Here is a 26,892-nt window from a genome sequence, read left to right as displayed (position 1 = left end):
ACAAATGGCAACTGACAATAAGACCCAGTCCGCGGCACCCGAGATCACACCAGGAGCCGACGACGAGACCGGAAACGAGGCCGCGCGGACGGACGACGGAACGGATCGCGGGGGGTCGGACGCGGAGGAGGCGGCGTCGGAGAGCCTCTCGCTCGACATCATCTTCGAGATCCTGCGCAACCGTCGCCGGCAGTTAGTGTTGGAGTTCCTCCGCGAGGAGGACGGGACGATCACGATTGGCGAGCTCGCGGAACACATCGCGGCGATCGAGAACGACACCACGGTACGCCAGTTGAACGCCCAGCAGCGCAAGCGGGTGTACATCGGGCTCTACCAGTGTCACCTCCCGAAGATGGACGACGTCGACGTGATCGAGTTCAACCAGTCCCGCGGCCGCATCTCGCCGGGGGAACATATCGAACCGCTGTACGAGTACCTCGACGTCGCCAACGGCGACACCGACGACGGGGACGACGAGCCGCCGTTCGAACGCAAACACGGCGCCGGCTTCGTCGCGTTCACTGCCGCCTTCTTCCTCGCGCAGGTGTCCGGCGCGTACGTGCTCGCCAGTGCCTTCGTTCTCCTCTTCGTCGTGGCGACGCTCGCCGTCGTTTCTCCCCGCATCTAACTCTGAATCGGCGCCCTCCTGATAGCCCGGCGGTCGGGAACCGGTCAATCGACAGGCTGTCGTTCGACGCTCCCGGTCTCGATCGCCTCGGTTACGAGCCCCTCGGCCGTCTCCAGCAGCGCCGCCATCCGATCCTGCTCGCGGGCCTCCGCGGTGATGCGGACAAGCGGCTCCGTCCCGCTGGCACGCACCAGGAACCAGCCGTCGTCGACCTCGACGCGGACGCCGTCGACGGTCGTCACGCGGTCGTCGTCCTCCGGCATCGCCGCCGCGATCCGTTCGATAACGGCCGCCTTCCGGTCGGTCTCGACGCTCCGACGGCTGATCGGAACCGTGTTCACGTCCGCGACCAGCGCGTCGAGCGAGCCGTCGGTCGCGACCATCGCCGCCAGCTTCGCGGCCGCCAGCGGGCCGTCCGGCGCGCGGGTCTCGTCGGGCCAGATCCACGCCCCGCTGGGCTCGCCGCCGAACACGACGCCCGCCTCGGCGGCTCGTCGGGCGACGTAGCCGTCGCCGACCCGGGTGTACGTCACGTCGGCGCCGACGGCCGCCAACTCGTCTTTGATTGCCAGGCTGGCGTCGATCGGCACGGCAACCCTGGTACCGGGTTTCGCCTCCCGGCGGGCGAACAGCGCCAGCAGCGTGTCGCCGGGGACGAACGCGCCGGACTCCGTCACCGCGAGCATGCGGTCGGCGTCGCCGTCGTGAGCGATCCCGAGTTCGGCGTCGGTCGCCGCGACGACCCGGCGGAGCTGCTCGCAGTTCTCGGCGGTCGGCTCGCTCTCCCGGGCGGGGAACGAGCCGTCGGTCACGCCGTTCAGCGTCGTGACCGGGCAGCCCAGCCGGCGGAGCGCGGCCGCGGTCAGCTCGCCGGTGCCGTGGCCCACGTCGACGACGACAGGGATCGGGGGGTCGACGGCCACGGCGTCGGCGACGGCGTCGACGTGTCGCCCGCGTGCGCCGCCGAAGCGGTGTCGGGTCCCGGTGTCGTCCCAGGGCGCGAACTCGTACCGGGCGTGGCGGATGCGGTCGGCGATGGCGGTCTGTGCGTCGCCGACGACCGCCGAGCCGTCGGGGTGCCAGAGCTTTAGCCCGTTGTCCGCCGGCGGGTTGTGGGAGGCGGTCACCGCCACGCCCATGTCCGCGTCGTACCAGCCGACGCTCCGTGCGATCGTCGGGGTCGGGAGCTCGCCCAGCCGGGCGACGTTGGCGCCACACTCGCGCAGCCCGGCCGAGAGCGCCTCGACCAGCAGCGAGCCGGTTTCCCGGGGGTCGCGCCCGACGACGACGTGGTCGTTACCCTCGGAGGCGATCGCGCGCCCGACCGCCAGCGCGGTGCCGGCCGTCACGTCCTCGCCGAACTCGCCGCGGATACCGCTCGTTCCGAACATGCCCCATACAGCCACGTACGCGGTGTTTGTTAGCACCCGAATACTGCGGTAGAACGCTCCTAACGGGGGCGGATCGGCTGGAGAACGGGCGGGCCGGGGGTCAGTCCGAGGCGGTGTTCGGCCCGCCGTACTCCTCCGGCGGCGGGGCCTGCGCGGCCGAGTCGGCAGCTCCGTTCCCGTCGGCGGCGTCCTCGTCGCGCTGTGCGTCGCTCGGGGATGCACCGTTCCGGGATGGCTGCCCGTGATCCTCGGTGGGCCGCCGGCGGTCGGCGGGCGTGACCGTGCCGTCGAGGTGGTCGTTCGCGCTCCGGTCCATCGCCATCGCCCAGGTGACCGCCACCAGCGCGAACAGGCCGAACCCCAGCGCGAGCGCGCCGCGGGCGGTCGGCGTCGCGGCGGTGCCGACGCCCGGCAGCGCCCAGACGGCGGCGGCGACCGACGCGATCGACGCCACCCCGCCGGCAGCGTAGGCGCCCACCAGCGGGTGGAAGTCGTAGGCCAGGTAGTTCGTCTTCAGCCGCCAGAGGAAGTTCCGCAGCAGCATCAGCGACACGCGGGGGACGTAGCTACGGTACTGGATGTGGCTCTCCTCCTCGCCGTAGGTGATGGGGCGGGGGACGTCGACCACCCGGAGCCGCGCGACGTTGAGTTTCACCAGCAGGTCGTTGCAGTAGCCGTAGAACTCGTACATCTCGTCGATCGCGGCGGTCTCCAGCGCGCGCAGCGAGATGGCGGTGTAGCCGCTCTGGGGGTCGCCACAGCGCCAGTAGCCGCTGGCGATCTTGGTGAGCGCGCCGAGGACGGCGTTGCCGACGAAGCGGTGGGCCGGCATCGACCCACGGCCCGAGCGGTCGAGGAAGCGGTTCCCCTTCGTGTAGTCGGCGTCGCCGTCGACGATGGGGTCGAACAGGTCGCCCAGCATCTCCGGCTCCATCTGCCCGTCGCCGCCCATCACGGCAGTGAGGTCGATCCGGTCCGCGCGGGCGTGCTGGTAGCCGGTTTTGATCGCGCCGCCGACGCCGCGGTTCCGCTCGTGCTGGATCGCGACCACGCGGGCGTCGTCGGGAGTGGTGCCGTCGGCGGCCGCGATCGTGTCGGCGGCCGCCCGGATTTCGGTCCACGTTCCGTCGGTCGAGCCGTCGTCGACGGCGTAGACGCGGTCGACGAACCCGGGCACCGACGCGATGGTGTCGCCGACGAACCCCTCCTCGTTGTACGCCGGGATCACGACGGCAGTCGTGTGTCCTCTGTACATAGTTCAGTCGCCGGAAGCCGGCGAGTTGGCCGTGGCTACGACCACACCGCCGATTGTTACCCGTCGCCTGCCGCGGCGTCGGCGGCTCCGGACGCCGTCCGGGATCCGTCGGCGCGCGTCCGGGCGGCTTCATCCCGGGAGGGCGGGCGGAAACTGTCAGTACGCCGGTGTTGAAGCCGATCCATAACAAAGCGACCGAAGCGACCAGTCCGTTCTTAATGAGAGACAGACGCGTCCTGTTGCTCGTCGCGCTCGTCGTGCTCGCACCGATCGGCGGAGCGGTCGTCGTCTCGGCGGCGCCGGTCGAGAACGACAGCTACGCCGTGGCACAGGGGACGAACTGCTACCCCATCGATCCCGTGACCAACGAGAGTCAGAACGCCTCGGTGTTCTACGACTACCGGAACCCCTACACGGACCCATCGTCGGACACGTTCAGCTCCTTCGGAACCCGCGAGTACCAGGAGACGGCGACGAGCGCGCTGTTCTTCTACGAAGGCTCCGAGCGGGGGAACCTCGTCCTGGTCCACGACGAACTGGGCGACGGGGACGGCGGGAGCACGCTCACGATGGCGTTCGAGGGGCTGCCCGCCGACGGCGAGTGGGTCGTCGAGGACGACGAGTACTCCGATCGCGACGACGACTGGAACACTGGCGAAACGACCGCGGATATCGACTGGAAGTGGGGCGACAACCGAACCGACGGCGGCGTCTATTCGGGGCTCGGCAACATGTCCGGCACCGTCACCATCGACCCGGGGTTCAACGAGGACGCCGATCACTGGGGTGACTGGAGTTACTCCGGCGATGAGTACCGCGTCGATGAGTGGCGACTGATCGACGCCGACGGTCCGGATACGACGCTCGACCGCGACCGCCAGGTGTTCATCCACGGCGGCGGCTGTGTGGTGACGCCGCCCAGCGCGGCGCTAACCGGGCCGAACAGCACCGAAGCCGGTGAGACGGTCACGCTCGACGCCGGAGAGACGACCGACGACGGGGAGATCGGCGGCTACGAGTGGGATCTCGACGGCGACGGCGAGGTCGACGAGGTGACCACCGAGCCGACGATCGACCACGCGTTCGACGAGGTCGGCAACCGGACCGTCGCCGTGACCGCGTTCGACACGTACGGCAACGGCGACACGGCCGAACTGACGGTGACCGTCACCCAGCAGTCGACGCCGCCGAACGCGAGCTTGGCGGTCCCCGACGTGGCGACGGTGAACGAGTCGATCGTGCTCGACGCGAGCGGTTCCACCGACGAAGGGACGATCACCAGCTACCAGTGGGACGTCGACGGCGACGGGACGGCCGAGGTCGAGACGAGGGAGCCCACCCTCGAACACACGTACACCGATATCGGCACCGTGGCGCCCGCAGTTGCGGTGACCGACGAGGACGGGCAGAACGACACTGCGACCGCGACCGTCTCCGTCCGGCCGCCAGACCGCCCGCCGAACGCCAGCCTCGACGCGCCCGCGAACGCGACCGTCGGGGAGCCGGCCACGTTCGACGCGAGCAACTCCACCGACGACCGCGGGATCGACGCCTATCGGTGGGATTTCGACGGCGACGGCGAAGTCGACGAGGAGACCGCCGAGCCGACCGTCGCGTACGAGTACGAGACGGGCGGGACGTTCGACGCCACCGTCACTGTCGTCGACACGGGCGAGAACACCGCGACCGCCTCGGCGTCGGTGACGGTCACGGTTCCCCCGTCGCCGCCGTCGGCCGCGCTCGACGCGCCCGCGGAGGCGACGGTGAACGAGACGGTCACGCTCGACGCGAGCGGCTCCAGCGACGAGGGGACGATCGTCGAGTACCGCTGGGATCTCGACGGCGACGGGACGATCGAGACCAACACGACCGCGCCCACGATCGATCACGCCTACACCGAACTCGGCGAGGTCGAACCGGCGGTCACGGTCGTGGACGACGACAACGGGACGGCGACCGACAGCGCCGGGATCACGGTCGTGGCGCCGAACGACCCGCCGAACGCCAGCCTCGACGTTCCCGAGGCGGCGACGGTGAACGAGTCGGTCGTGCTCGACGCGAGCGGTTCGACCGACGCCGACGGGATCGACGGGTATCAGTGGGATCTCGACGGCGACAGCGAGGTCGACGAGCAGAGCGAGAACCCGACGCTCGAACACACCTTCACCGACGCCGGCCGCGTGACGGTGGGCGTGACCGTCGTCGGTAACGACGGGCAGACCGCGACGGCGACGGCGACCGTCGCAGTCGGTGACCCCGATGCGGCGACGGCGGTGATCGACGTCGGGACCGCGGAGCCCACGGCCGGCGAGCCGGTGGCGTTCGACGCCGGCGATGCTTCGGCCGCCAGCGAGATCGTGGACTACGAGTGGGCGTTCGGCGACGACGCGAGCGCGACCGGCGCCACCGTCGATCACACGTACGACGACGCGGGCGAGTACGACGTGACGCTGACGATCACCACCGCGGGCGGCGTCAGTGCGAACGCGACGACGACCGTTTCGGTCGCCGAGAACGAAAGCGGCGACGGAAGCGACGGCGGCGATGGCGGTAACGACGGCGGTGATGGAAACGATGGTGACGGAAACGACGGTGGTGACGGCGGGGATGGCGGTGGACAGGCTGGCGGTGGTGGTGGTGGCGGCGGGCAGCAGGCGGGCGGCGGCCAGTCGACCGACGAACCGGAGCCCGAACCCGACATCGGCCAGGCGAACGTCTCGCTCGGGAGCCAGGAGCTGCTCGTCGGCGAGACGCTGGTAGTCGAGGCCACGGTGACCAACCGCGGGAACGGCTCCGGCACGAAGTCCGTCGAGTTCGAGGTCGAGGGCGAGATGCTCGAGGATCGCGAGATCCCCCTCGAACCCGGCGAGACCCGAACGGTCGCGTTCAGCCACCAGTTCACCTCGCCCGGCAACAAGAGCGTCGAGGTCGAGGTCGATCACGGCGAGACCCGGACGGTGGTCGTCCGGCCCCGCGAGCCGGATATCGCCGTCGCGTCGCTGACTGCCGAGCCCCGGGAGGTCGGGGCGGGCGAGGCGTTCACGGTGACCGCGAACCTCACCAACGCCGGCGACGCCGCCGGCGAGCGCTCGGTGGCGCTGGAGCTGTTCGGGGGGACGGTCGCGACGCGGGAGGTGTCGCTGGATCCCGGCGAGTCGACCACCGTCTCGTTCACGCGCTCGGTGATGGCGTCGGGCAGCTACGACGCGACGGTCGGCAACGAGACGGTGACGGTGACGGTCGTCGACGGCACCACGACGCCCGAGACCGACTCGACGACCACGACCGACTCACCCGGCCTGGGCGTCCTCGGCGCGCTCGCCGCGATCGCGGCGCTCGCCGGGGTACTGCTGCGTCGGCGGTCGTAGTCGTCCGGCGAACGGGGAGAAAACGACAGCGGTGGAGGGCCGGTCAGCGGGGTCGGGGGGTCAACAGGCGTTGTTCTCGAGGACGGTGCCGCTGGCGCCCTCGCGCTGAACGATATCGTTGTGCTCGTTCCCGCAGACGGAGTTGTTGGCGACGGTGACGTTGGCGGTGCCACGGAGGTCGATCCCCTCGTCAGCGTTCCCCGTCACCGTGTTCATCTCGAGGCTGCTGTTCGCGACGTTCCGGAGGAAGAACCCGTCGTCGCCGTTGTCGAGCAGGCGGTTCCCGCGAAGCGTGACGAGCGTGCTGTTCTGCACGTCGACCCCGTCGTCGGCGTTCGCGCGGGCGACGTTGTCCCGCACGACCGCACCCTCGCTCAGGACGTAGAGCCCGTCGTCGGCGTTCCCGCTGAGCGTGTTGTTCCGGACGACTGCGGCCGCGGTGGCCCCGATCGAGACGCCGTCGTCGCGGTTCGCCGTCGCGTTGTTGTCGACGACGGTGACGTTGTGCCCGCCGCTGAGCCGGACACCGTCACGGTTGTTCTGCAGGTCGTTCCCGGCGACGGTCGTCTCGCTCCCGTTGACGACGTAGATCCCGTTCCCGTTGCCGTCGTGGATCGCGTTGTCGACGACACGCACTGGCTCCGGCGCCGGCGGTGACTGGGCGGACGGCACGTACCGGGGGAACACAGTCAGACGGTCACCCGCGCTGCCGCCCGCGAAGCCGACGAACGCGTCGACGGGAGTGGACAGCCCGAACGCCACCGTATCGACGCCCGGGGCCGCCGGTAGCCGCTCGTCGCCGCCGACGACGTGGATGCTGGCCCCCTGCACGTTCCGGAGTTCGTTCGCGCGGACCGACACGCCCGCCGCGTCGCTCACGCTGATCCCGCCGATCGTGTTCCGGACGGTGTTGTTCGCGACGACGGCGCCGTCACTCCCGGTCACGCGGACCGCGTCGCCACCGGTCGAGCGGAACGAGCTGTCGACGACCTGCCCTCCCTCACCACGCAGGTCGACGCCGACGCCGAGCAGGTCAGTGAACGCCGTGTCGACGACGGCGGCGCCGGTCGTCCCGCCGCCGATCCGGACGCCGAGGTTCCCGTCCTCGATCGTCGCGTTGCTGACGGTGACGTTCTCCCCAGCGGCGAGCGACACACCGACGATCGACGTGTCCGTGACGGTCGTTTCGGCCACGCGGGCGTCGGCCACGCCGACGAACGAGACGCCGGTCGACCAGTTCGCGAGCGTCACGTTCCGGACGGCGACGTCGTCGATGCCGGCCGCGCTGACCGCGGTTCCGTCGCCGTCGCCGGCGACGACGTGGCCGTCACCGTCGATGGTCACGCCGTCGGTCGTCAGTTCGAAGCAGGTCCCGTCCGTCGCGGTGACGTTTCCCTCGAGAACGTACTCGCCCGGTTCGTCGATCGTGCCGCAGTCGTCGAGCGGTCGAGCCGGGTCAGCCTGGGCCGGCGTGGCGGTCGCGAGGGCGGGTAGTCCCGCCGTCACGACGAGTAGGGCGACCACGACGACCGATAGGGCTCGGGCCGTCGACTGGATTGTTGAGTAGTGCATCTCCGGGCCGACACAGGTGAGACGAGCATAATGTAAGAGGCAGCTTTCCGCGGGCGAACGGCCTCGACGGGCCAGTTCTTCCCGGTTGCGCCGGCGCGGCGTGGGACGCTCGAAATCAGGGGCTACGGCGGCAGGACTGCGGACCGTCAGCCGGCGCAGTCGGGTGAACCGGTGCCTAACAAAGTGTTGCACACCGGTGGTGCCGGGTATGCGACTCAGCTATCTGGCGTCGTCGACGGTGGTGGTCGAGGACGAGGGGACCGAGGTGCTCTGTGACCCGTGGCTGCTGGACGGGGCGTTCTACGGCGCGTGGGCCCACTACCCGCCGCTCGAGTTCGAGCCCGACGCGTACGCCGACGTCGACTACATCTACGTCTCCCACGACGACCCCGACCAGTTCCACCGGCCGACGATGCGACGGCTGGACACCGACACGCCGGTGTTGGTCCCGGAGGACGCGTCGCGGCTGGCGCGAGCCGTCGAAGAACTGGGGTTCGAGACCATCGAACTCGCTCACGACGACCGGACCCACCTCACGGACGACCTCCACGTCACCCTCTTCGATGGGGCGGGCGACGACTCCCGGACGGGGGGCGACCACGCTGCCCCCGGCTGGCGGCCGGAGCCGCCGACCGAGCGCGCCAACCCACCGACGGCGGTGTTCGACGACGGCGAGACGGTGCTGGTCCACGCCACCGACAGCCAGTGGCCCCCTGCCGACCGGGCACGGTCGACTATCGCTGACCGGTACGACTCGGTCGACCTCCTCACGCTGCCGTCCGCGGCGTCGAACTGCTACCCCCAGTGTGTCACGGACTACAGCCACGAGGAGAAGCTCCGGGCCCGGGAGGCGGTCATCGGTCGGATCTATCGGGAGGCCGAGGCGCTCGTCGACGCGCTCGACCCCGACTACTTCGTCCCCTTCGGCGGCAGCTACGTGCTCGCGGGGGATCTCGCCGACCGGAACCAGTACGTCGCCGCGCCCACGCGGAACGAGGTGTTCTGGCAGTTCGTCGGAAGCGATCTCGGCGCCGACCCGATCCTGCTCAACAGCGAGGCGTCGTTCGACCTCGACACGGGGACGCCCTCGGAGCCGTACACCCCGATCGATCGGACCGAGCGCCGCGAGTACGCCGAGGGCGTGCTCGCCGATCGCTCGTTCCCCTACCAGCACGACGACCACCCCTCGGTCACGGAGCTGCGCGACCTGCTCGACCGGGCGTACGATCAGATGGAGGAGACGCGACGGACGATCGGCTGGGAGAGCGACACGAGAGTGGTGCTAGATCTCGCCGACGACGTGGTCGCGGCGCTGTCGCTGGCCGGCGACGGCTACGAGATCACCAGCGCCGGCGCGGTCGAGACGGGCGACGCCGTCCGGTTCAGCATGGACGACCGCCTGCTCGCACGGATCCTCCGGGGTGAAGCCCGGTTCGATCACGCACAGGTCGGCTCCCACGTCGAGATCAGACAACGGCCGGCGGCCGGCGACCAGCCGCTCTCGGCCATCGTGAGCGCGCTCCGGGCGTGACCCGAAACACTCCCATCCACGGAGGACCGCGATGAGCACCAACGACGGCACCGCGCTCGGCCGACTCGCCACGGAGCTGGGCGACCTGTTCGCCGTCGCCGGCTACGCCGCCGTCGCGAGCGGGGCGATCCTGGCCGGCGTGGCCGAGGGCCCGTTCCGGGTGCTACTCGCCGCGCCGCTGCTCGGGTTCTGCCCGGGGTACGCCGTCGTCTCCGCGATCCTACCCCGGACGACGCCGCTCCCGTGGACGAGCGACCGCCACCCGCGCTGGCGCCACCGCGCCGCGCTCGGGGTAGCGACCTCGGTGCTCGTGCTCGTGCTGGCGGGCGTGGCGCTCACGCCGACGGCGCTCGCGCCGTCGACGGTGATCGGGACCGTCCTCGCGATCACCGTGCTGGGCTGTCTCGTGGCTGGCGTGCGGCGGCTCCGTGCGCCCGCCGCGGTCCGCCCGCGACTCCCACTCGGCCGCCTCGTCGCCGACGCCCGCGCGGCCACGACGGAGGCGCCCCGGGCCGACGCGGTGCTCAACGTCGCCCTCGCGCTCGTGGTCGTCGTCGCCGCGACGACGCTCGCGGTCGGCCTCGCCGCGCCCGACCGCGGGGAGGACTACTCCGAGGTCGCGCTGGTGATCGAGGACGGCGTGCAGTCCGCCGTCGGGGACGACAGCTACGTTCGCGGGGACGAAGCGGCGCTGACGCTCGAAGCCGAGAACCGTGACGGCACGGCGCAGTCCTACACCGCGGTCGTCGTCCTGGAGCGGTTCGCCGACCCGCCCGAGGGCGGCGAGACTGCCGCGCTCCCGGCGCTGCTCGAGCGTGACGAGCTCTCCCGAACGACGCTGACGCTCGAGGAGGGCGAGACGACGACGCGGTCCCTGGCGTTCACCCCCTCGCTGCTGGGCGACGATCTCCGGCTGAGCGTCTACGTGTACACCGGCGACGCGCCCGCCAGCCCGTCGTCGGACTCCGCCGACTACCACCTCTACCGCTGGGTCGACGTCGAGGACGGCACCGGCAACGTATCGACGCTCGCGGCGCCCTCGACAGCAGCGGAGGGCTGACCCGTGTGGCCGTGGGATCACGCCGCCGTCGCGTACCTGCTGCTCTCGGCCGCGAGCCGCGGACTGTGGGGCGCCCCGCCGACACGTCGGGTGGGGATCGTCGCCGTCGTCGCCGGCCTCCTCCCCGACCTGATCGACAAGCCGCTCTCGTGGGGGCTGGGGCTGCTCCCGGCCGGGCGGTCGCTCGGCCACTCGCTGCTGATCGCCGCGCCAACGCTGGCGCTGCTGCTGGTACTCGGCGTCGCGCTCGATCGGCGGCGCGGCACGGTCGCGTTCACAGTCGGCTACCTGAGCCACCTCGCGGGCGACGTGGCGTACCCGCTGCTCGTCGACGGCGAGCTCCGGGTCGGCTTCCTGCTGTGGCCGCTGGTCGCCGTCGACAGCAGCGGCTCGGGCGGCGGCGTGCCGTACCTCGCGGAGCTGCTCGTCGAGTTCGCCGCGGTGCTCGCGTCGCCCGGCGGCGTGCTCTACCTCCTCACCGACGCCGCACTGCTCGGGCTCGCGGTCGCCATCTGGCGGGCCGACCGCCGGGCAGAACGCGGACGGGCGGTCGACGCCGCGACGCCGGCGGCCGACGACTGAGCGGCCCCGCGTCGTCGCGGGCGGCCGATATACTCCTTATAACAATCCCCCGCGGTAGCGACCTCCGGACGATGACACTCCGATCAGCGGTCGTCGGGGGCGGCACCGTCTCCGGCGTCCACCTCGACGGCCTCAGCCTGAACCCGCGGACCGAACTCGTCGCGATCTGTGACACCGACGAGGACGTCGCCCGGGAGATCGCCGACGAGTACGGCATCACGGCGTTTTTCGATGTCGAAGCGATGCTCGAGAAGTTCGACCTGGACTGGCTCCACATCTGTACGCCGGTCCAGACCCACCTCCCGATCGCCAAGCTGGCGATCGACGCGGGCGTCCCCGTCCAGATCGAGAAGCCGATCACGGAGACGTACGCGGAGTTCCAGGAGCTCGCGGCGTACGCCACCGAGCACGGCGTCACCGTCTCGGAGAAACACAACCACAACTTCGACCCGGCGGTCCGGACGGCGATGGCCAAGCGCCGGAACGGGGAGCTGGGCGACGTCCGCGGCGTCGACGTGATCTACACCGGCTCCAGCCGGCCGGACGACCCCAACCGCGGGCCGTGGAACTTCGAACTGGCCGGCGGGGAGTTCGAGGAGGGGATCCCCCACCCCGTCTACCTCACGCTCCGGGCCGGCGGCTACCCGCGCAGCGAGGACGCGGTCACCGCGACCACCGCGCTGTTCGACGAGTACGACCACGAGTTCTCCTACGACGGCGCCCAGCTCCAGTACGTCACCGACGACGACGTGCTCTGTACGACGAAGATCCTCGGCGGCACCCGGCCGGTCCGACAGATCCTCATCCACGCCGAAAACTGTTCGCTCACCGTGGATCTGCTCTCCCAGACGGTGATCGAGCACGACCGCGACTACAAGTCCTCGGCGGCGACGCGGGCGCTCAACAACGTCGACGGCGCCGTCGACCGGCTCGCGGGCACGGTCGCGAACGCACGGGCCGTCGCGCGCCGCGCCCGAGCGGGCGACGACTGGGACACCCAACGGCTGCTGAACGCCCACTACTACCAGAACGATCTCGAGTCGCGGGCGCTCGCGGCGGACGACCCCGACGCGATGCCGGTGCCGATGGCGGAGTCACGCTGGACCAGCTACCTGATGGAGGCGATCCGCGACGCCGCGGCCGATCCGTCGGGCCACCCCGCGGGCCAGCGCCTCGAAGCCGACGGCGAGTGAGGCGGTCGGCCGCCGTTCGTGGGCCCACTGTCCTTATCACGAGATGGCGCGAACCCTGGAAGATGGACCGACGACTGAACCGGCGGCGGTTCCTCCGGGCGACGGGCGTCGCCGCGGCCGTCGGCGGGCTCGCCGGCTGTCTCGGCCCCGACGCGGACGTGCCGGACGCGCTCCACGAGTACGAGCTCGAGTACAGCTTCGAGCGAACGTTCGGCGAGGTCGGCCTCGAACTGTACGTCTGCGAACCGCACGAGGGATTGGGAATGTGCGGCGCGATCGACATCGTCGAGGTGTCGCTGCCGCTCGTCCGGCCGTCCCCAAGGACGATCCGTCGTCTCGGATTTGGCGTGTCGATGTAGCTACTCCGCGAGTGGGAGCTGCACAACGAAGACGGCGCCTGTCGGTGTATTGTCTTCCACCCAGATCTCTCCTCCGTACTCGGAGACAAGCGTGTCGACGAGATAGAGGCCGATCCCCGTGCCGGGGCTTCCGAGCCCCCGTTCCCCTTTGCCGAACACGGTGTCTTTGTGATCGTCGGGAATCCCCGGCCCGTTGTCGGCGATTCGGACTTCGACCTCGTCGTCTCGCACCTCGTACGACACCTCGATATGCGGGGTATCCGCGTCGTTGTGTTGGACGGCGTTGTTGAGGAGGTTCCTGAAGACCGAACTGAGCATACTGTTGGCAGCTACCTCCACATCAGGCGGCGAGTTCTCCAGTACGAACTCGGCCTCCGGGAAGGACTCCTCGCGAAGCGACAGCTCGGTTTCCAGGACCGAACGCAGTGGCACGGGTTCCACGGTGAGCGCTTCGTCCGAGACGATCGTTTCCACGTACTCACGCGCAACCTCGGTCAGTTCGACGACGTGTTCGCCGCTAGCAAGGATTTTCTGCAGGTACTCGCGCCCCTCGTCGTCGACGTGGTCTTCCAGCATCTCTGCCCAGCCGAGCACGACCGCCATGTCGTTGCGGATATCGTGCCGAACGATCCGGTTCAGCAGTTCGAGCTCCTGCTCGCGACGTTTTTGATCCGTGATGTCGGTGGAAATGCCGACGATCTCCGAAACGTTCCCCGCCTCATCCCGCAGTATAACTTGCCGATTGAGCGTCCATCGAACCGAGCCATCCGGGCGAACGATGCGCCCCTCGTACTCCGTGTCACGGAGTTCGCGAGTTGATTCCTCGATGTTTTCTCGGACACGATCACGGTCGTCGGGGTGAATCGTCTCGATCAGTTTACTGACATCGTCTTTGATTTCGTCGGATGGGATACCCCAGATCTCTTCGAAGCCAGCACTGATGTACTCGAACTCCCCGGGCTCGGAGGCAGTCCAGAGGGCGACGCCATCGAGTTCATCAACTAGCGACCGAAAATCCCGACGCTGACCGAGCGATTCAGTGCTCATACCGCTCCCTGTAGCCCAAACCGGATAAATTCTGGTCAGCAATCCTCGGCTCCCCGAACTCTCGTCAGCTAGTCGCAGCGAGCGGGACGGGCAGGTACGTACGCTGTCCAGCCAACCACGTCGCTCGGTGGCGCCATCTGCAGGCTTGGTGGACTTAGCGCGCTTCGTGACCGCCCACGAGTCTCCTACTCCTGTGCAGCGCTGGCGTCGACAACACGCCCCGTGAAAAGCACCGTCCCGGTTGGTCGGTCCCGGATCACGAAGAGGAACGGACGGTTCGCGTCGAGTATCGTCGGCGGAAGCGACACGAAATTCATCACCGACCCCGTCGCCGCTGCTGCGTCGGTTCCCTGCTCGTCGACGGCGACGTAAGCGTCGTGGTACACTTGGTCGACAAAGAGGTTGCCACCGGTCTCCGACGGATCGGCCATCCCCGAGAACTCCGCCGCATTCGGGTCGAACGCGTCGGTCATGCCGAGCGTCTCCAGGGGTTTCTCGAGCTTGCACTCCGAATCGAACTCGAACCGCGGGAGGTTGACGTAGCCACGCTGCGGTTCGAGCGCGTCGACGATCCGACCGAGTCGCTCGACGTCGAACGTCCGTTCGTAGGCTTCGAACTCGCCAGCGGGCGGCACGACGACGAGCATGCCCGTCGTCCCGCCGACGTACGGGAGTTCGACGGCCTGGGCTCCGTCGACGGTCGCCGCCGGGACTTTGACGTCCTGAGACATCATCCGGACCGTGCTCGTCGAGCCATCGAGCGCAGTGAACGCAGCCGGCTCGGTTTGGGCCTCGTCGAACGGGTGGCGCCAGTTCGCCGTGAAGTGGATAGCGTTCGTCAGGACGAGCACGGTCCGGGGTGTGACCGATCCCGCTGGAAGCAGCTCCTCGATCCGGTCGTCGGTCTGGTCGGCGATCCAGGCGTTGATTGCCTTGCGGACGCCGTCCGGGTTCTCGACGAAGTCGACCTGGTTGAGGCCACCGCCGTAGTGGTTCTCGAGCGTGGTCAGAAACTCGTCCCGGAACGGAACCCCCTCTTGGCCCCAGATGGCGTTGACGAGTGAGAGCTGGAAGGGAACGGGGTCGTCGCCGTCGTCGTACTCCGACGGGAGGTCCTCCTCGTCGAGGGTCTCGCCGCGGCCGGACAGCGTTCGCTGGAGTTCGTTGAACGCCGCATGGAGCTGTTCGTCGTCGAGTGTGTAGCCGAGAGCCTCCCGCATCTGCTCGCGAGTGGTCCCGCCGGCACCAGCGTACGTCATCGCCAGCGCAACGGTGGCACTGATCGGCGAGACCATCAGGTTCTCGGCGGCATCGGCGGTACGGAGCTCGTCGAACAGGTCCAACGCGAACGTGTTCGTTCCAGTAACCAACTCGTCGAGCGTGTCGTCGTCGACGTCCGGCTGGCGGGCAGGCATCGACGGTGCGCTCGCGCTGATGTCGGCGTGCGACGTCGCCGGTGCTGTACAACCCGCGAGGGCACCGGCGATGAGGGCGCTCGAGACGGAGAGATATCGACGACGATCCATACGCGTCGGATTCAGCAGGTGGCGTCGAGTATCTTCTGGAAGCACAAACCACCCTTTGACCGACTCCTTCGAAGTCGGCGGCGCGGGATGTTCGGTATCGCCACTCGGAAACCGGTTACGCGTCGAGGCGTTGGAGCAATCGCGTGACATAGGGGCTGTTCTCCCAGCTCCGATGCGGGCTGATCGTCGTGATCAGCGCCTCAATTCAGAGAACACCGACGAGCCACTGACGACACCGAACCCTACTGCCGCGCCGCACTCACGGCCAGCATGTCCGCCAGCCCGTCCTCGAGCGTGACCATCGGCGAGAACCCCAGCCGGCCGCGGGCTCGCGAGATGTCCGCACAGCTGTGCTGGATATCCGCCGGCCGCCCCTCGGCGTGGCGGACCGCCACGTCGGCGTCCGCCAGCTCCCGGATCGTCGCCGCGAGGTCGTCGATCCGCGTGGACTCGCCCGTGCCGACGTTGTACGCGCGGCCGACGGCGTCGGTCGTCGCCGCCGCGAGGTTCGCCCGGACCACGTCGTCGACGTGGACGAAGTCCCGCGTCTGGTCGCCGTCACCCTCGACGGTCAGCGGGTCGTCCGACCGGGCACGGTCGACGAACGAGCCGACCACACCCGCGCTCTGCCCGGGCCCGTAGACGTTGAAGTAGCGCAGTGCGACGGTCTCGACACCGTAGCGCTCGTGGTAGAGCCGCGTGTACTGGTCGGCCGAGAGCTTGTCGACGCCGTACGGCGAGGTGGGGTCGGCGGGCTCGTCCTCCGTGATCGGGACCGTCGACGGACGGCCGTAGACGGCGGCGCTGGAGGCGAACACCACTCGGGCGTCGTTCTCGCGGGCCACCTCGAGCACGGCGAGCGTGCCGTCGACGTTGCGGCCGTGGCTCTCGACGGGACGCCGGACCGACTCGGGGACGCTCGACAGCCCGGCCTGGTGGAACACGTAGTCGACGCCGTCGGCGGCGGGCACCAGCGCGCCCGTCTCCCGGACGTCGCCCTCGACGAACGTGACGCCGTCGGGGACGCGCTCTCGCTCCCCAGCCGAGAGGTCGTCGACGACGCGCACCTCACAGGCTTCGGCGAGCGCGCTCGCGAGGTGGCTCCCGACGAAGCCGGCACCCCCCGTGACGAGGACGGTCGCGCCGTGGAGTCGGTCGGGGATCGTGATCGAGTCGTCGTGCGGTCGGTCGCGTCGCATACCCGCGCCGTCGCCGGACGCGTGGTTTGTTAGTAGGCCCGTACCCCGATCGGGCCACCTGCGTCAGACGAGTTGATCGCGCACCTGCTTGACGCTGAGCAGGCCGCCGAGCACCGATAGCGCCGCCCACATCCCCCCGCCGAGCGCGACGACACCAAGCAGCGACGGGAGGCCGGAGACGTACGGGAGCGCGCCGACCACCACCGCCGCCATCCCCACGGTGACCAGTGCGACGACGCCGAGCAGGCGAACGACGCGCCACAGATCGATCGGGAGCTCCTGGACGATGAAGTAGACGTTCGAGCCGGTGTAGACGGTGTAGGTGATCACCGTCGCGACCGCGGCGCCGACCGCGCCCATCTGCGGGATCAGCAACAGGTTCAGACAGACGTTTCCGACTGCCGTCACCGACTTGACGATCGCCCGGGAGCGCGCCCGGCCGAGGTAGTCCAGCCCGTCGCTGGTCACCTTGTTGATCGCGTTGACGAGCATGAAGCCGCTGAACACCTGGAGCACGAGTACGCTGCTGAGGTAGTCAGAACCGAACACGTAGCGGATCGTCGGCTCCGCGACGAGCACGAGCCCCACGAGCGCGGGGACGTAGCCGATCAGGACGTACTCCAGGGACTGCTGGTACAGCGACGCTGCGCGCTCGGCGCGGTCCTTCGAGGACTGCTCGCCCAGCGCCGGCGAGATCGTGTAGCCGAACGAGGACGCCGGCGCGGCGACGAAATCCGACACCTGCTTGGCGACGGTGTAGTACCCCACCGCGGTCATGTCGACGATGACGCCGAGCAGCAGCGTGTCCACCTTCTTGTCGAGCACGTTCGCGCCCCGCGTCGCGGTCAGCGGGACGCTGTACTCCAGCAGCCGCCGGGTGAGCCCCTCGGAGGCCGCCGACGCCTCGTCGTACTCGCGGTAGAACCGCGTGTACACGACGTAGCTGCCGAGCAGCGACGCGAGCGCGAACGCGAGCACGTACCCCGCGACGGCGCCCGCGACGCCGAACCCCAGCACGACGAGCCCGACCACCAGCGGGAGGCGGGCGATGCTGGAGACGGCCGTCACCGTCGCGCTCCAGTCGACGCGGTTGAGCCCCTGGAAGATGGTGGTGAGGTAGCTCTTGTACGCCCGTCCGGCGACGTAGAACGCGCCGACGAACAGCACCCCCCCGACGGCGGCCGAGTCCGTGACGCCGAGCGAGTTCGTCAGCCTGACGACTGCCGGCCCGGCGACGACCGTCGCGACGGCGACGAGCGCGACCATCGCCGTGAGGAAGATCGCCGACCGCCGGATCACGTACCGGACCTGTCCGGGGTCGGTCTCGGTGAACTCCGTCACGTACCGCGCCGCCGAGCGGGGGAGCCCGAGCGTCGCGAGCACGGTGACGACCCCCAGCGCCGAGAGTGTGAAGTTGAGCTGGCCGTACTCCGCGGGCGTGAACAGTACCCGGGTGAGGATCAGCACCAGCGCCGCGTTCGAGGCGAGGTCGAGCAGCGTCGCGCCGAAGCTGGCTTTCACGCCGCGGGCGATGCGATCGACCAGCGCCATCTACGCCTCACCACCTCCCTCGGCGTAGTAGAGCCAGAACCCGTCGTTGGCGCGAACGCGGTCGACGCCGGGCGTTCGGGAGAGCGCGCGGAACCCGCGTTCCGGGTAGCGGAACCCGTCGTACAGCTGGATCTCCTGCTCACGAACCGCTTGCGACGTCACGACGTAGCGATCCTCCTCGAACGCCGTCGAGTAGTTCGCGGCCTCGAACACGGCGGGTCTGATCCCCTCGCGGTAGCCCGGGAACTCGAGGCGGTCGCGGGCCTGCTGGGTGCCGTAGTGGTAGTCGACGTACCGCCGCGGCCCGCCCCGAAGCCCGGTGAACGGGACGTCCGGGTCGCGGTGTTCGAACGCCGCCTCGTGGCCGTCGATCGTTGCGGCAGTGACGTGCTGGGAGGGCTGGTACATGTACGGCGAGGCGTGGACCGCGACCAGCCCGGCCGGCGCGAGCACCAGCAGGACCGCGAGCACGACCGCGCTCCCGGCCCGCTCACCGCCCACGTCGCCGAGCCAGTCGCGGAGTCGGAGCAGCCCAACCGCGCCCGCGACGGTGATCGGCACCATCAGGAACCCGTGATATCGGAAGTACATGTCCCCGAGGTTGGCCGCGAACACGACGAAGAACACGCCGACGACCGGGAGCAGCCCCGCCGCGAGCAGGAGCGGGAGCGGGTGGCGGCGGTGGCGCCTGGCCGCGAGCAGGAACAGCGCCGCGGCCAGCAGGGAGAGCACCGCGGCGGCGCCGAACAGTTTGAGGAACAGTTCGGGGAGGCTCCCGCCGACGCTGGTCAGCGAGGTGGATTTCGCGCTCACGACCGCCGCGCCGGTCGTACTCCCCTGGAGCAGCCCCTCGACGGTCGCCATCACCGCCCCGGTCGCGCGCTCGAACCGCGGGGTCCACAGCATGAACGCGCCGAGCACCAGCACCGTGTAGGGGACCATCGACGCCGTGCCCGCGAGCGAGTGGGCGGGCCGATGCCACCGGACGAGCAGTTGGAGCGCCGCCATCCCGCCCAGGAAGCCGGCGACGTTCAGCGCCTGCTGTGGGTGGACGAACACCAGCGCTGTCGCCGCGACCGCGAGCAGCACGCTGCCGCCGAGGGCGCGGTCGCTCCCCGGCCCCGAGTCGGGTGTGAACGCGCCTGCGGCGACCGCGATCGCGAGGTAGAGCACGACCGCGAACAGCAGGATCGTCTGGCTCGCCGGGTGGGCGTTGGGGTGGACGGAGACGTTGTTGATCGGGGCGAACGACACTGCCGCCAGCAGGCCGACTGCGGCCGCCTCGGGGCGGTCGACGAGCAGCCGGACCGACGCGGGCACGAACAGCAGGAACACGGCCGGCACCGCGACGAGCACGACGTACTCGTTGGCGAGCGCCAGCGGCACGCCGGCGACCCGGCCGACGATCACCGTGAGCGTGTGGATACCCGGGTAGAGCAGTTCGGTGGGTTCGAGCGTGCCACCCGCGATCTCGCGGGCCCAGCCGACGTGGCTCAGCGAGTCGCCGGCGCCGTAGAACGCGTACCCCCGGAGCACCGGCATCGCGTACACCGTCATCCCGACCGCGCCGATCAACCCCAGCGACGCCGTGTGTGTGGCGGGCGCCCGGGAGCCGGCCAGCGCGACGCCGGCGCCGGCGAGCAGCGCGACGAACAGCGCCAGCCACGTCGCCGTGGGCGTCGCGGCGTACACCGAGAGCTCGTAGCTGGCTGCCGGCGCCCGCCGGGCGACGACGACCGCGAGCGCGAGACAGGCGTACCCCACGAGGAGCCCGATCTTCGAAAGTCGTGACATGGAGACGTTGGTGTGGCTCGGCCCGAACGGGGGATTGTTATACGCTTAATACCGGTAGATGTCGGTGACGACGCCGGTTCCGAGGACTGACGAGCGTCGACGGCGAAACAACCGACTACCGACCGGCAGCGAAAACGCGGCGTCGTCCTCGACGCTCGCGCGGTCACTTGCTCCTCAGAAACTGACGGCACTGTTCGGTCATCCGTTCCGTGAACGCCTCCGTCACTCTCCCCTGTGGGTTCGCGATCGCGCGGTGTTTGATCGTGCCGACGACCCAGGGAGAGCAGTACGAGATCTTCTCCGGGTCTCGACCGATCTCCCAGTCGTCGCCCACCTCGTAGTTCGCCGGGAGGTCGCTCGTCGTGAGCGCCGCACAAACGTACTCTTCGCCGGGGTACGGCAGGTTCTCCGCGGCGAGGACGAGCCACAGTCGGGGGTTCGACCCTTCCCTGAACGGGTCAGGGGCCCAGAACACGTCGCCCGCTCGATACGCCTCACTCACGGTCGTTCCGGGGATCGACTGCGTGTTCCTGCCACTCGTCGTACGCCATGGGTTCGTCCTCGCGGCTCGCAGCGGCCTCGTTCGCGTGGCTCGCCGCTGCGTCCACGCTCCGGGCGTGGTCGCTGATCCGCCAGTAGATCCCCTTGTGATCGACGCGTCCGTCCGTGTGGAGCCGGCTGAGTGTCGGCCCGACGGAGCCTCTGTTGATCCCGGTCGCTTCTGCGATCTCGCTCTGGGTGAACGCCTCGTCGGCGTGGACCTCAAGGAACGAAAGGATCTCGTGTGCGTTCGTCCCCGGCGTCGGCCCCTCCTCGTCGTCGATCGACTCGAACCGATCCGCGCTGATTGGCATCGGTGTCGTACTATTTGTATCGGATGTATTAACGTGTTCGGGTGGTCGGCCGCTCCCGATGAGCGGTCGGCGACTCAGCCGTCGACGATCTCGCGGTACAGCGCCAGCAGCTGCTCGCCGGTGTGCTCGCGGCTGATCTCCCGAACCGCATCGCGGCCGCGGGAGCGGTCGTCGGTCCGGAGCGCGTCGACGAGCCCGTCCGCGAGCTCGGCGTCGGAGCGCCCGACGTGTGAGTGGTCGAGGCCGTCGAGCCGCGTCGCCACGTCGCCGACGTCGGTCGCGACCACCGGGAGGTTGCAGGCCAGCGCCTCCTTCACCGCGTTGGGCGACCCCTCGTGGTCCGAGGTCAGCAGCAGCGCGTCGGCGGCGTTGAGGTACGTCGGCATCTCCTCGTGGGGGACGCCCGTGACCGTCTGGAGCGTCACCGGCCCGTCGAGTTGTTCCCGCGCCGCGTCGACGACGCGCTGAGCCCGCGGGTAGTTCTTCACCGCCCGCTCGGGCGGGTAGGGGAACAGCACGTGGTACGTGTCCTGGTCCCAGCCGAGTCGCTCCCGGGCGGCGGCGGGCGGTTCTGGCTGGAACCGCTCCAGATCGATCCCGTGGGGGATGACGGTCACGTCGCGATCGATCGCGTCGGCCATGGCCGGCGACATGACGACGACCCCGTCGGCCCAGCGGGCACAGAGCCGGCTCACCCGACCGTACTTGCCGAACAGGTCGGTTCCCCACAGCGACATCACCACCGGAAGGTTCGGCTGGCAGAGCGCGTGGGGCGCGGTCAGCCCGTAGTTGGCGTGGATCAGGTCGTAGTCGCCGAACGAGGCCGCGAGCGTCGGCGGGTAGAGCCGCGCGTAGTCGAGCACCGAACGTCCCGAGGTCTCGCCGTCCTCGTACTCCCGATCGGCGGGCACCGTGAGCACCGTACTCTCGACGCCCAGCCCCTCGAGCGTCTCGACCTGCTGCTGGAAGAACCGCGACTCCTCGCTGGGGACGAGGTTGAGGACGCGCAGGTCCGCCGACTCGCTCGACCGTTCACTCGGGTCGCCCAGTTGCTCGCTCATCGACTCACCAGCCGGTAGGCTGTCTTGGCGGCGGCCATCCCCGCGCCGTTGGACTCGAGCGCGTAGTACGGCGCCAGCGACGCGCCGAACTTGCTCTTGTATCGGCAGAGCCGCTCGGTGTTTGCGCCCATCAGGTCGTACGTGTCGACGCTGTCCCGGGGCTCCCCGGCGGCGATGTCCTCGATGATCCGCCAGTGGAGCAGCCCGTTGACGCCCGTCCCCTCGTGGACCGTTCGGGTGCCGCCGAGCCAGAAGTAGGCGGCGTCGTTGCTGTACAGCACGACCACGCCCGAGAGGAACTCGCCGTCGGCGTCGCGGGCAACGTACGTCCGGCAGCGGTCCTCGGCGGCCAGCGCGTCGGTGAGGTCGGTCACGTACGACCTATCGAGCGTGAAGCCGCGGTCCTGCTCGGCGTAGCGCTCCTGCGTGCGGTCGTAGATCCGTTCGACGGGGTCGGTTCCGCCGCGCTCGACGGTGACGGCCAGCTCCTCGGCGTCGCGGATCTCCCGCCGGAGGCTCTTGCTGAAGGAGGACTGCAGCGCGTCGGTGTCCTCGTCGACCGCGAGCCGGTAGGTGAACGACGTGTCGAGCGAGAGGTCCGCCCAGACGAACGGCCGCGGATCGGGGTAGCTGGTCGGGCAGACCGCCCGGAACACCGTGAGCGAGCCGTCGGCGTCGAGATCGTCGAGGACGGCAGCCGTGAACTCGCTGTTCACTTTCTCGCGCTTGCGACGCTTCGGGCTTGCGGGCATCACCAGCGGGCCCAGCCGCGGGATCGAGAACCCCGGCGGGGGTGAGAGCACCGCGCGACCGACTGCCCGGTCCTGGACGACGACCGGGAACAGGCCGATCGGGCGGTCGCCCTTGAAGCCGCCGTAGAGCCGGAGTTCGCCCGACGCGTGGGCGTCGAGAACGCGCAGCGCCGCCGGGGTGTGGAACACCTCGAACCCACTCGAGGGGAGGGCGTCGCCCCACGCCTCGAACGAGAGCTGTCGGATCTCCATTGACAGGCTCCAGCGCACCCGTCCCGATAGTTATCCCCTCGTTACCGACAGCCCGCCCCGGACCGTGTTCGCCAGCGCTCGCTCCCTCGGTCCGTCGACTGCCGTCGGGGGGGACGAAGCCGCCGACAGAGCGGCCCTGATCGCTGGTCGGACTCCCGTGGTTCGGCAGCGTCGCCGGGCTGACCGAGGTCGACCGCCTCGTAGAACTCCGCGGGCGACCCGACCCACGCGCCACGGTCCAGCGCGCTCTGCACCAGCCGACGGTAGAGCCGTCCGTACCCCGGGAAGTCGTCGACGCTGAACACCCGCGGATGCCAGAGCACCGACATCACGGCGTCGTTGCGCGCGGCCTCCTCGAGCAGGTCGTCACAGACCGTCCACGCCGTCTCGAAGCTGTCGCCGGGGTCCGGGAGCGCGTTCTCCATGATCGTCAGCGGGAACACGACGAACTCGTCGTCGAACGGGCGCTTCAGCCCGTAGCCGTGGGCGAACCCGACCTCCTCGCTGGAGCCGAGGCTGGTGTCGTAGCGCAGGCCGAGCGCACGGTAGTGGCGCCAGGTCTCCGGCACCGCGAGGTTGAGGTAGTGCTGGCGGCCGCCGACGGCCTCGTCGCCCAGCGCGTCCTCGACGGCCGCGAGTTCGGTCCGGAGTCGGTCGCGGTCCCGCGGCGACTCGTAGGAGCCGTGGAGGCCGACCTCCCAGCCGCCGTCGTCGAGCGTCTCGACGACAGCGCGGATCTCGGGGTCGGACAGCGAGTACCGGCCGCCGAACAGCTGCCAGGCGCGGGGGCTGAGCCACTCCCGGGCGGGCCGCTCCCAGATGCGCTGTTCTTGGAGGAAGTAGAACGCCGACCGCACGCCCAGGGACTCCTCGACGGCCATCACGGTGTCGAACTGCCAGTACGGCTCCCGCCACGGGAGCAGCGACGCGAGGTGGTGGCGTCGGTTCTCGCCGTCGCGTAGCGCGTAGTACGGCGCCTGGTACGTCTTGTACGGCCGGTCCACGTCGTGGGTGAGCAGGAGGACGAACTCGTGGCCCTCAGGGATCGGTCGCTCGTCGCCAGCGAGCCCGGGGTAGTCGCCGGCGTCAGGCGGGTTCTCGCTCATTCGCCCACCTCCTCGACCAGCGCGACCGCGAACGCGGTGGGGTCGACGACCTCCGCGAGCAGGTGGCGACGGCGCCGCCGCCAGCGCTTCCCTGCCTCGGGGTCCGCGACCAGTTCGACCGCCGAGTCGGCCGCGGTCTCGGGATCGCGGTGCGAGCGGACCAGCCCCGCCTCCCCCAACTGCTCGAAGTTGCCCATCTCGCCGTCGAGGGGGTTGTACCGCACCGACGGGGTGCCGAGGACGGCCGCCTCGGTCGCCATCGTCGAGGAGTCGCCGGCGTAGCAGTCCGCGAACGCGAGCAGGTCGTGCATCGCGTCGACGGGGACGGGCGCGGCGTACTCGGCCAGGTCGTCCGGGAGCGGCGCCTCGCTGGTGACGTACACCGCACCGTGATCGCCGAGTTCGTTGACGAGTCGCCGGACCGTCTCGGCCGGGACCCCCTCGTTCCCCCGGTCGTGGTGGGCGTCCATCGCAACCAGTCGGACGACCGAGTAGGGTTCGTCTGGATCGACGTCGTGCGCGCGGAGTCGGTCGCCGTCGGGTTCGAACCGTGCCGGGTGGAGGTAGGCGAGTTCGTGGAAGCCGCGATACCGGACGTGCGTGGCGGGGAGTTCGCGGTCGAACGCTGCGGGCGTCGCCACGACCGCCGCGGCGGGCAGTGTCACGCGGTCCAGCAGCCCCGCGACCTCGGTGTCGTGGAACACCACGTTCGGGGCGCCCAGCGCCGCGGAGACGTACGCGGCGGCGGGGTTGAGACGGCTCAACACGACGTCGGGGTCGAACGAGCGGGCGAGCCGCAGCAGCCCGCCCGCCCGGCCCACCCACTCGCGGACAGTGCCCGTGGCGCCCGGGCGCGACCGCGAGAGCGAGACGTGATCGACGCCGTACGCCGCGAGCAGGTCGAGGGTCACGTCCTTCTCGCGGGCGACGACCCGGACCTCGTGGCCGCGGCGCCGCAGGACCTCGATCGCGTTCCGGAACAGGTGGACGTGGGCCGGGTGGGTCACGTCGACGAGCAGGCGCATTACTCCAGGTAGCCGAGATCCGCGAGTCGTTGTTCGACCGCCTCGTCGTCGTCGGACTGCGTCCGACTGCCAGAGGAGCGTTGCTCCTCCCTGTCGTCGCCGTCGCGGTCGCCCGTCAGCGGCGTGCGGTACTCGACGGCGCGTTCGGCGGCCTGGGTGCCGGGCGCGAACACGTCGAGCACCTCGCCGTCGAGGTCCTCGGGGACGGCCGCGCCCATCGCGTGCAGCAGCGTCGGCGTGAGGTCGGTGATCGACGCGCGCTCGCCCAGTCCCGCCGAGCGGAAACTGGGGCCGCTGAACAGGAACACCCCCTCGGGCATGTTGCCGCCGGCCCAGACCCCCTCGTCGGCGATCGGGTCGTCGGGGCCGACCGCGTCGCTGACGTGGACGTTCTCGCCCTGATCGAGCAGGAGGTCCGGCGCGTTCTCGGCGTAGGGGCCGTGGTAGTACTCCTCGCCGCGGTACACCGCCTTCACGATCGGCTGGCCCGTCTCGGGGTGGGTGAGCGCCTCCAGCTTCTCGATCAGCTCCGTACGCACCGTCTCGTAGTCGGGGTGGTCGCGCGGGAGCGTGAGGTAGATCGGGCCCTGGTTGCTCGCGACGGCGGTGGTCTCCTCCCAGTCGAGCACCGAGAGCACGCGGTCGCGTTTGACTCCCTCCTCCCAGGGGACGAGTCGCTGGACGCGCTCGGGCACGACGTTCGCCAGCGTCTCGGTCATCCCGAGCGCCTTGGCGGCCGCCAGCGCGCGCTCCTTGGTGAACCCGGCCTTGCCGAGCAGTTCGTCGACGCCGCGCTCGGTCGCGAGATACCCCTCCTGGGCCAGCCACGCGTTGAGGTAGAACACGGTGTCGACGTGCCACGTCCCGTGGTCGGACATGACGAGGATGTCGTGCCCGTCGCCGAGGAAGCGACCGAGATGCTCGTCGATGCGCTCCCAGGCGCGCCGGACGGGCTCGCCGTCCCAGAAGTAGTGCTGGAGCGCCATGCTGTAGAACACGGTGAGGTGGAGGAAGTCGGGGTCCTCGCGGTCCAGCAGGCGGTCGGCGGCCTCGAACCGCAGGTCGATCAGGTCGAGCACCGCCTCGATCTCGGCCTCGCCCTTCTCGGTCGGCGAGATCATCGGGTTCGGGTGGACGCGGTAGTCGAGCTCCTCGCGGAGGAACCGCTCCACGTCCGGCGGCGTCGCGAAGCCGCTGTCGAGCGAGCGGTACGTCGTCTCGGAGGCGTCGGGGCCGCCGGCGACGACGAACCCGTCGATCTCCTTCGGCGGGTACGTCGAGGGTTTGTTCACGACGCCGGCGGAGAGCCCCTCGTCGTTGAGGTAGTCCCACAGCTCCGCGCTGCGGAAGTCGGTCGCGTCGTGGAACACGTGTTCGCGCTCGGCGGTGTCTATGCGGTCGAACCGGAACACGTCGAGCTTCCCGGGGTTCTTCCCGGTCGCGTAACACTTCCAGTTGGGGACGGTGATCGGCGGCAGACAGCTCTTGGAGACGCCGCCGACGCCGTCGTCGATCAGTCGCTGCAGGTTCGGCAGCCGGCCCTCCTCGAGCCAGTCTCGGATCAGGTCCCAGTTCGCGCCGTCGAGTCCGATGGTGATCGTAGTCATGAGCGTGCCCGTGGGCGTTGTCGGGTAGTCCCGAGAGAGCGCAATTGTTATGGAGAGGCTGCCACCCGTTCTCCCCCGCCGACGTCGGCGGGTCGGAGGGTCCCGCGTCTCGTGGCGTCGACCCCAGTAGGATCGTGTTTTTCCACGGAACGCCCCGATAACAAGGCCGTTCCGGGTCG

The 26,892-nt window shown here is 69.8% G+C and carries 22 protein-coding genes; 7 read left to right on the top strand and 15 right to left on the bottom strand.

Translation table 11 applies throughout. The features are described from left to right. Positions 1 to 4: 4 nt before the first annotated feature. Positions 5 to 628 (top strand): hypothetical protein, encoded by a 624-nt coding sequence (locus tag B4589_RS16380; protein WP_176330563.1) that lies wholly within the window; start codon positions 5 to 7, stop codon positions 626 to 628. A gap of 44 nt (positions 629 to 672) precedes the next feature. Here the strand turns inward: B4589_RS16380 and glmM are convergent, their stop codons facing one another. After that, on the bottom strand, positions 673 to 2,019 hold the full coding sequence (gene glmM / locus B4589_RS16375) for a phosphoglucosamine mutase (protein WP_079232287.1): 1,347 nt from the start codon (positions 2,017 to 2,019) through the stop codon (positions 673 to 675). Between the two features lie 100 nt (positions 2,020 to 2,119). After that, positions 2,120 to 3,274: a glycosyltransferase family 2 protein gene (locus B4589_RS16370; protein ID WP_079232288.1), complete on the bottom strand. Its 1,155-nt coding sequence runs from the start codon at positions 3,272 to 3,274 to the stop codon at positions 2,120 to 2,122. Positions 3,275 to 3,492: 218 nt separating this feature from the next. Between B4589_RS16370 and B4589_RS16365 the strand changes: the two genes are divergently transcribed. Then, positions 3,493 to 6,642: a PKD domain-containing protein gene (locus tag B4589_RS16365; protein ID WP_079232289.1), complete on the top strand. Its 3,150-nt coding sequence runs from the start codon at positions 3,493 to 3,495 to the stop codon at positions 6,640 to 6,642. Positions 6,643 to 6,702: 60 nt separating this feature from the next. Here the strand turns inward: B4589_RS16365 and B4589_RS16360 are convergent, their stop codons facing one another. After that, a complete protein-coding gene (locus B4589_RS16360; protein ID WP_079232290.1) occupies positions 6,703 to 8,214 on the bottom strand; it encodes a nitrous oxide reductase family maturation protein NosD in 1,512 nt (503 codons plus the stop codon). A 208-nt stretch (positions 8,215 to 8,422) separates the two neighbouring features. Here B4589_RS16360 and B4589_RS16355 point away from each other — a divergent pair, with 208 nt between their 5' ends. The 5 genes from B4589_RS16355 (at position 8,423) to B4589_RS16335 (ending at position 12,939) form a co-directional block, all read left to right on the top strand. Further along, positions 8,423 to 9,745 (top strand): MBL fold metallo-hydrolase, encoded by a 1,323-nt coding sequence (locus tag B4589_RS16355; protein WP_079232291.1) that lies wholly within the window; start codon positions 8,423 to 8,425, stop codon positions 9,743 to 9,745. 31 nt (positions 9,746 to 9,776) lie between these two features. Beyond that, positions 9,777 to 10,805 (top strand): DUF1616 domain-containing protein, encoded by a 1,029-nt coding sequence (locus B4589_RS16350; protein ID WP_079232292.1) that lies wholly within the window; start codon positions 9,777 to 9,779, stop codon positions 10,803 to 10,805. Positions 10,806 to 10,808: 3 nt separating this feature from the next. Next, the gene (locus B4589_RS16345) at positions 10,809 to 11,387 is read left to right on the top strand and encodes a metal-dependent hydrolase (RefSeq protein WP_079232293.1); all 579 of its coding nucleotides are present in this window, start codon (positions 10,809 to 10,811) and stop codon (positions 11,385 to 11,387) included. 71 nt (positions 11,388 to 11,458) lie between these two features. Then, positions 11,459 to 12,580 (top strand): Gfo/Idh/MocA family protein, encoded by a 1,122-nt coding sequence (locus tag B4589_RS16340; protein ID WP_079232294.1) that lies wholly within the window; start codon positions 11,459 to 11,461, stop codon positions 12,578 to 12,580. Positions 12,581 to 12,642: 62 nt separating this feature from the next. Then, positions 12,643 to 12,939 (top strand): twin-arginine translocation signal domain-containing protein, encoded by a 297-nt coding sequence (locus tag B4589_RS16335; RefSeq protein WP_079232295.1) that lies wholly within the window; start codon positions 12,643 to 12,645, stop codon positions 12,937 to 12,939. On the opposite strand, the gene B4589_RS16330 is transcribed toward B4589_RS16335, so the two are convergent. The 12 genes from B4589_RS16330 to B4589_RS16275 form a co-directional block, all read right to left on the bottom strand. Beyond that, a complete protein-coding gene (locus tag B4589_RS16330; protein ID WP_255246162.1) occupies positions 12,940 to 14,028 on the bottom strand; it encodes a PAS domain-containing sensor histidine kinase in 1,089 nt (362 codons plus the stop codon). It abuts the gene before it with no gap. Between the two features lie 143 nt (positions 14,029 to 14,171). Then, a complete protein-coding gene (locus tag B4589_RS16325; RefSeq protein WP_079232297.1) occupies positions 14,172 to 15,512 on the bottom strand; it encodes a serpin family protein in 1,341 nt (446 codons plus the stop codon). A gap of 242 nt (positions 15,513 to 15,754) precedes the next feature. Further along, entirely contained in the window at positions 15,755 to 16,711 is a 957-nt protein-coding gene (locus tag B4589_RS16320) for an NAD-dependent epimerase/dehydratase family protein (RefSeq protein ID WP_079232298.1), read from the bottom strand. Between the two features lie 63 nt (positions 16,712 to 16,774). Next, positions 16,775 to 18,262: a flippase gene (locus tag B4589_RS16315; protein ID WP_176330562.1), complete on the bottom strand. Its 1,488-nt coding sequence runs from the start codon at positions 18,260 to 18,262 to the stop codon at positions 16,775 to 16,777. Further along, positions 18,263 to 20,056 (bottom strand): hypothetical protein, encoded by a 1,794-nt coding sequence (locus tag B4589_RS16310; RefSeq protein ID WP_079232301.1) that lies wholly within the window; start codon positions 20,054 to 20,056, stop codon positions 18,263 to 18,265. A gap of 163 nt (positions 20,057 to 20,219) precedes the next feature. After that, positions 20,220 to 20,558, bottom strand: a complete 339-nt coding sequence (locus tag B4589_RS16305; RefSeq protein ID WP_143414234.1) for a hypothetical protein — start codon at positions 20,556 to 20,558, stop codon at positions 20,220 to 20,222. Then, positions 20,551 to 20,910, bottom strand: coding sequence for a MarR family transcriptional regulator (locus B4589_RS16300; protein ID WP_079232302.1), 360 nt, complete (start codon positions 20,908 to 20,910; stop codon positions 20,551 to 20,553). The genes B4589_RS16305 and B4589_RS16300 overlap by 8 nt, the downstream gene beginning before the upstream one ends. Positions 20,911 to 20,984: 74 nt before the next feature. Beyond that, complete coding sequence (locus B4589_RS16295) at positions 20,985 to 21,971, bottom strand: glycosyltransferase (RefSeq protein ID WP_079232303.1); 987 nt, start codon at positions 21,969 to 21,971, stop codon at positions 20,985 to 20,987. Further along, on the bottom strand, positions 21,968 to 22,975 hold the full coding sequence (locus B4589_RS16290; RefSeq protein WP_079232304.1) for a GNAT family N-acetyltransferase: 1,008 nt from the start codon (positions 22,973 to 22,975) through the stop codon (positions 21,968 to 21,970). Before B4589_RS16290 ends, B4589_RS16295 begins: the two co-directional genes overlap by 4 nt. A gap of 41 nt (positions 22,976 to 23,016) precedes the next feature. Further along, positions 23,017 to 24,081, bottom strand: a complete 1,065-nt coding sequence (locus B4589_RS16285) for a polysaccharide deacetylase family protein (protein WP_176330561.1) — start codon at positions 24,079 to 24,081, stop codon at positions 23,017 to 23,019. After that, complete coding sequence (locus tag B4589_RS16280) at positions 24,078 to 25,106, bottom strand: DUF354 domain-containing protein (protein ID WP_079232305.1); 1,029 nt, start codon at positions 25,104 to 25,106, stop codon at positions 24,078 to 24,080. The genes B4589_RS16285 and B4589_RS16280 overlap by 4 nt, the downstream gene beginning before the upstream one ends. Continuing rightward, a complete protein-coding gene (locus B4589_RS16275; RefSeq protein ID WP_079232306.1) occupies positions 25,106 to 26,713 on the bottom strand; it encodes an alkaline phosphatase family protein in 1,608 nt (535 codons plus the stop codon). Before B4589_RS16275 ends, B4589_RS16280 begins: the two co-directional genes overlap by 1 nt. Between the last annotated feature and the right edge of the window lie 179 nt (positions 26,714 to 26,892).

The sequence above is a fragment of the Halolamina sp. CBA1230 genome, assembly GCF_002025255.2.
Classification (GTDB): domain Archaea; phylum Halobacteriota; class Halobacteria; order Halobacteriales; family Haloferacaceae; genus Halolamina.
The sequence above is the reverse complement of the archived record's forward strand: the minus strand, read 5'-3'. Positions and strand labels throughout refer to the sequence as shown.

Excerpts from the sequence above, each read along its gene's own strand:
- B4589_RS16380 (WP_176330563.1), top strand. The coding sequence starts at position 5 with ATGGCAACTGACAATAAGACCCAGTCCGCGGCACCCGAGATCACACCA.
- glmM (WP_079232287.1), bottom strand. The coding sequence starts at position 2,019 with ATGTTCGGAACGAGCGGTATCCGCGGCGAGTTCGGCGAGGACGTGACG.
- B4589_RS16370 (WP_079232288.1), bottom strand. The coding sequence starts at position 3,274 with ATGTACAGAGGACACACGACTGCCGTCGTGATCCCGGCGTACAACGAG.
- B4589_RS16365 (WP_079232289.1), top strand. The coding sequence starts at position 3,493 with ATGAGAGACAGACGCGTCCTGTTGCTCGTCGCGCTCGTCGTGCTCGCA.
- B4589_RS16360 (WP_079232290.1), bottom strand. The coding sequence starts at position 8,214 with ATGCACTACTCAACAATCCAGTCGACGGCCCGAGCCCTATCGGTCGTC.
- B4589_RS16355 (WP_079232291.1), top strand. The coding sequence starts at position 8,423 with ATGCGACTCAGCTATCTGGCGTCGTCGACGGTGGTGGTCGAGGACGAG.
- B4589_RS16350 (WP_079232292.1), top strand. The coding sequence starts at position 9,777 with ATGAGCACCAACGACGGCACCGCGCTCGGCCGACTCGCCACGGAGCTG.
- B4589_RS16340 (WP_079232294.1), top strand. The coding sequence starts at position 11,459 with ATGACACTCCGATCAGCGGTCGTCGGGGGCGGCACCGTCTCCGGCGTC.
- B4589_RS16335 (WP_079232295.1), top strand. The coding sequence starts at position 12,643 with ATGGACCGACGACTGAACCGGCGGCGGTTCCTCCGGGCGACGGGCGTC.
- B4589_RS16325 (WP_079232297.1), bottom strand. The coding sequence starts at position 15,512 with ATGGATCGTCGTCGATATCTCTCCGTCTCGAGCGCCCTCATCGCCGGT.
- B4589_RS16320 (WP_079232298.1), bottom strand. The coding sequence starts at position 16,711 with ATGCGACGCGACCGACCGCACGACGACTCGATCACGATCCCCGACCGA.
- B4589_RS16315 (WP_176330562.1), bottom strand. The coding sequence starts at position 18,262 with ATGGCGCTGGTCGATCGCATCGCCCGCGGCGTGAAAGCCAGCTTCGGC.
- B4589_RS16310 (WP_079232301.1), bottom strand. The coding sequence starts at position 20,056 with ATGTCACGACTTTCGAAGATCGGGCTCCTCGTGGGGTACGCCTGTCTC.
- B4589_RS16300 (WP_079232302.1), bottom strand. The coding sequence starts at position 20,910 with ATGCCAATCAGCGCGGATCGGTTCGAGTCGATCGACGACGAGGAGGGG.
- B4589_RS16295 (WP_079232303.1), bottom strand. The coding sequence starts at position 21,971 with ATGAGCGAGCAACTGGGCGACCCGAGTGAACGGTCGAGCGAGTCGGCG.
- B4589_RS16290 (WP_079232304.1), bottom strand. The coding sequence starts at position 22,975 with ATGGAGATCCGACAGCTCTCGTTCGAGGCGTGGGGCGACGCCCTCCCC.
- B4589_RS16285 (WP_176330561.1), bottom strand. The coding sequence starts at position 24,081 with ATGAGCGAGAACCCGCCTGACGCCGGCGACTACCCCGGGCTCGCTGGC.
- B4589_RS16280 (WP_079232305.1), bottom strand. The coding sequence starts at position 25,106 with ATGCGCCTGCTCGTCGACGTGACCCACCCGGCCCACGTCCACCTGTTC.
- B4589_RS16275 (WP_079232306.1), bottom strand. The coding sequence starts at position 26,713 with ATGACTACGATCACCATCGGACTCGACGGCGCGAACTGGGACCTGATC.